At 38.5% G+C, this 4,071-nt stretch carries 6 protein-coding genes and 2 pseudogenes; 2 read left to right on the top strand and 6 right to left on the bottom strand.

What is annotated here, in order from left to right; genetic code table 11:
- Positions 1–138: 138 nt before the first annotated feature.
- From HRT50_RS18140 to HRT50_RS18130, 3 genes are all read right to left on the bottom strand, one after another.
- Positions 139–501 carry a hypothetical protein gene (locus HRT50_RS18140; protein ID WP_291617116.1) on the bottom strand — a complete coding sequence of 121 codons (363 nt, stop codon included), beginning with the start codon at positions 499–501 and terminating at the stop codon, positions 139–141.
- 137 nt (positions 502–638) lie between these two features.
- A complete protein-coding gene (locus tag HRT50_RS18135) occupies positions 639–1,019 on the bottom strand; it encodes a VOC family protein (protein WP_291617114.1) in 381 nt (126 codons plus the stop codon).
- Positions 1,020–1,103: 84 nt separating this feature from the next.
- Positions 1,104–1,427 (bottom strand): 50S ribosome-binding protein YggL, encoded by a 324-nt coding sequence (locus tag HRT50_RS18130; protein ID WP_291617112.1) that lies wholly within the window; start codon positions 1,425–1,427, stop codon positions 1,104–1,106.
- Between the two features lie 334 nt (positions 1,428–1,761).
- Between HRT50_RS18130 and HRT50_RS18125 the strand changes: the two are divergent.
- Positions 1,762–1,949, top strand: a pseudogene (locus tag HRT50_RS18125) (IS110 family transposase); the annotation flags it as partial.
- Positions 1,950–2,101: 152 nt separating this feature from the next.
- On the opposite strand, the gene HRT50_RS18120 reads toward HRT50_RS18125, so the two are convergent.
- The 3 genes from HRT50_RS18120 to HRT50_RS18110 all read right to left on the bottom strand — a co-directional run bounded on the left by HRT50_RS18120 (position 2,102) and on the right by HRT50_RS18110 (position 3,431).
- Positions 2,102–2,416 (bottom strand): DUF2834 domain-containing protein, encoded by a 315-nt coding sequence (locus tag HRT50_RS18120; RefSeq protein WP_291617110.1) that lies wholly within the window; start codon positions 2,414–2,416, stop codon positions 2,102–2,104.
- Between the two features lie 103 nt (positions 2,417–2,519).
- Positions 2,520–2,900 carry a RidA family protein gene (locus HRT50_RS18115; RefSeq protein WP_291617107.1) on the bottom strand — a complete coding sequence of 127 codons (381 nt, stop codon included), beginning with the start codon at positions 2,898–2,900 and terminating at the stop codon, positions 2,520–2,522.
- Between the two features lie 117 nt (positions 2,901–3,017).
- On the bottom strand, positions 3,018–3,431 hold the full coding sequence (locus tag HRT50_RS18110; protein ID WP_291617105.1) for a GFA family protein: 414 nt from the start codon (positions 3,429–3,431) through the stop codon (positions 3,018–3,020).
- Between the two features lie 63 nt (positions 3,432–3,494).
- Between HRT50_RS18110 and HRT50_RS18105 the strand changes: the two are divergent.
- Positions 3,495–3,644: pseudogene (locus HRT50_RS18105) on the top strand (IS110 family transposase); the annotation flags it as partial.
- Positions 3,645–4,071 lie beyond the last annotated feature (427 nt).

The following is a 4,071-nucleotide window of genomic DNA, read 5'->3' as shown; positions in this document are numbered from 1 at the left end:
CTCGTACATAAGTATGCATTAATTTCTTTGTATCAATTTTTTGTTGTTGACAAGAGGGAGTCCACATAAGTTGGCTAAACGTTGTGAGAAGCGCAGCCAACTGTTGCATGTCCTGTATTAATTACCTTGTATAAACGTTTACTGAAATAGCGCAAAAATTCTTTTGTCTGAATGTTGCAAATAAGCGTATTTTAACTCTAATAAATGTCCAACTAAATCCATAGAGTTAACCTTTGTATTTTCCCATGAACCTTCTTCTGACCAATAACCCGCTATATCTTTAAGCTTATTATCATTAATTGTTGCTAATTCTTCAGAGAAGCTTAGCGGTAACAACCAGAGGCTATCACTTAAAGCAGAGCTCGCGCATTTGAAGCAACTTAGTAAATCACCAATGTGGTCTTTGGTAAAGTTACCACCACCCAAAATTGATGATTCCGGAATGTCTTCAAAACTACTAAAATCGCAGTCATTATTTGCTGCGAAGAATATTACGTCCAAACTCAATCCTTTAGGTATTTATAACGCCCTAATAAAGGGCTAAAAATTGTCAGTTAAAAAGTCGAGGATCAAAAACAGCCAACTGAAAACCTACCCTCTTCAGTGCCTTTTATGGCCCTTTTACGATAATTGCAAGATTAATCTATCCGATGAAGTGCACAAATTTTATTATTTGAAGGGTCTCGTAAATAAGCTAAATATATTTTTCCAATCGCTCCCTCACGTACCCCAGGAAGATCTTCACAAGCAGTGCCGCCATTCGCAATGCCAGCGGCGTACCAAGCATCAGCTATATCAGAGGTCTTTGCTGAGAAACCAATAGTAGAGCCATTACCATGGCATGCGGGCTCGCCATTTATAGGCTTAATGAGCGCCAAAACACAACTTTTAGTAAAATAAAAGCAACGTCCTTTTTCTTCGATCACACCAGGTTCGTAACCCATGGTTGCTAAAATAGCATCGTAAAAAACTTTCGATTCTTGTACATCATTTGCACCAATCATTATATGACTGAACATTTTATTTCTCCTAGGTAGAAAGATAGATAGACCGAGCTCACTAAGGTCTATTGACGAGAGATAGGCTCCTATCTGTTATTTGCCCTAGCTAGCGTCTACAAGCTCACCAATATTAAATTCTGAAACAACACTTTGGCCTTTCAACCAATTAGAGATGCTTGATATGTCCGATTCAGTGACTGAACCATAGCGTTCATGAGAAGAAATAAATCCGGCAAAGGAAGTCAGATCCCCACCACCGCCAATACACAAATTTAGCGTATTAACATAAACAAAAAATTCATCCATTATTGTTGCTAATTCATCCTCATTCTTACAAGTTAAATTACAATCTAATTCAACTCCTTTAACAGCAAATTCATCTAAATAAAGCTTTTTTCTTAATCTACGTGATTTTCCAGAGTGCATAAATTTTCCTTGGGATATAGCGCCCACATTAACGGGCTAAGTAATTGTTGGCCATAATTGTGACGGAGTGAACGCGGCCAACTGTTGCGTGTCACGTTGAATTGCTTGTATGGATAATACATCCATCTTTTTTATTCTTTTAAAACCGTTTAGGTAAAGTGAGGCCCAAGCGTTGGCTGTAACCAATGCCTTTTTATACGGTAGTTCGATTGAACGTAGGCTCCTCCATTGAGATACCGATAACAAGATGGAACGCCGTATAAAACGCCAAGCACTAAAACCCGGATAGTCAACTGGGTTTCGAGCCCGAATAGCAAAGCAGAGTGAGCTTATTATGAATAGCATAAATAATCAAAATGAAATTAACGTTAGTGTCTATACAGGTAAACTCAACTCGACATTTACCTACGGCCTTTAGACATAAAATTTGTTGTTAGTAACGACGAAAGCGGCATTGAAGAAGCCATTAACGAAATAAAAAAACACAAGGTAACTCGTGTTGTCATCGAAGCAACAGGACGATTTAATCCTTGGCTAAAAGGTGTAGCTAAGCGAAACGCATGTAATTGTGTCCACTTTGATTGGCTTAGACATCGATAGCGTGTAACTTTTTGGCTAAAACAAGCGATGCAGGATAAAAAACCAACTGTTATTTGTCCTGATTAATTTGCTTGTTATATTTTGGTTGTCTCAGCAATTGGTTTTAAAGCTAGGTAAAGTAACGGGCCAATTGATACAAACACTAAAGTCAGCAGTGCAAAAGGTAGGAAATATACAATTGATTTCCCTAACTTTTTGCAATCTTGATACATCCAGACTATGGCTAAGAATGCCATAATGTATAGATCAAAAACGACTTGTGCTGTATCTGGACTAGAAATTAACTGGTATCCAAAGCTTAACAATGATTGTTGAGCAATTGACATTGTATAAGCTGTGTAACCAGTGAAAAGAAGTAATAATATTACTGATGTTATTCGAAGGTTCAAACGAGTTTCCTTTTGCCATACTTTGCTAAAAGTTGTTGACTAAAATGTGAAGCGGAGCGAAACGCAGCCAACTGTCGCGTGTCCCTTCTTAATTGGCTTATAACTACGTTACTACACAATCAACTTCTGTCTCGACTAGCCATTGTTGATCGATGAATCGACTAACCTCAACAAAAGTACAGGCTGGTTTAATAGTAGAGAATAACTCTCCATGAGCTTGTGCAGCTTCCTTCCAACGAGATATATCGGTAAGCATTATTCGAGTTCGGATAACATCTCGTATACTACCTCCGGCCTCTTTTATAGCGAGAATTGAGAGTTCAAGGCAGTGCTTTGTTTGACTGTAGACATCACCAATATGAACTGTTTTACCATTATCTAATGGAGCAGTACCAGAAACGGAAATAAAGTTATCAATTCTACATGCCCGAGAGAAGCCTATTGGCTCTTCGAGGTGAGAACCTGAACTGACAATTTTTCTCATAAGATCCCTAGTAGTTATAACGCCCATAATAATGGGCAAATAATAGCTGGTTAAAATAAGCGACCCAGGAGCAAAAGCCAACTGTTTTTTGTCCTGCTTGAAATTCTTGTTATATTTTTAACCCGCCGACTCATAACCTGAGTGTTCTGGAGCTTCAATGCCAGCTGTAAACCACCCAGCTTTCTCACTACAAAATATTTGAGCTTTGGGAGTTAATGATGGTTCCGCATCAAGACTACCTGCTGGGACAACTAAACATTCACCACTTTGTGATTCATGTGGTAATCCAGAGCCACATATAGAACAAAATACTTTCGTAAAAGCCCCCTCTTTATGGTCAAAACGAACTATTTTATTAGACCCACTTAACCATTCGATATTACCTATTGTGGTCAGCAAATTAGACGCATGTGAAGAACCTGATACTTTTCGGCATTGCTCACAATGGCAAAAGTAAAAGTTATCGAAACTGTCATTAACAGTAAATTTTACAGTTCCGCATAAACAACCACCTGAAATTTTACGAACCATACTGATTCCTTGTACAAAGTTAAAATGAAAACATAGACACAATGACTCCCACGAGAGGCTAGCATGATAAAACATAACATACTTTTCATTGGCTTAGATACCCATAAAACATTCACAGAAGTCGCTTTTATTGAAGACCAACGTGGTGCAAAGTCCATTCACTTAGGTGAAGTTCTCAGTAATAAAGCCGTACAGGCATTGCGTAGGCTTAGGTTAATTAGTGACGGCCATTGCTCGACAAATAATTGCCTACATTTGGGCTCTCTCCCGTGAAGTTGTTTTGCCTGTGCTTGATGTTAAGTTACGTTTAGCAAGGATGCCTGCATGAATAATGTCTTAAAAAAAGGTTTTGAGTTAGCGCATGGAGTTAAACATCGGATGTGGCACAACCACCGACGGCGTTAGAATGGAAATAGCCTAGGCTATTGAACCACGAATAGAAACTGAAGACAGGTGCCACGACGAAATGAGTAAGGATCGGTGTATTTAACTTGCCGTGGGGAGTCATACCAACGCCTCGTTAAGAGGCAATAAAATAGTTTTCTAAAATAAGCGACGAAGGAGCAAAAGCCAACTGTTTTTTGTCCTTTTTAAACGACTTGTTAAGTGTCTTTAAACTGATTCTTATAGGCTTCAACAT

The organism is Colwellia sp. (assembly GCF_013215345.1).
GTDB lineage: Bacteria > Pseudomonadota > Gammaproteobacteria > Enterobacterales > Alteromonadaceae > Colwellia.
Note: the sequence above shows the minus strand (reverse complement) of the source record. Positions and strands in the feature narration are given on the sequence as shown.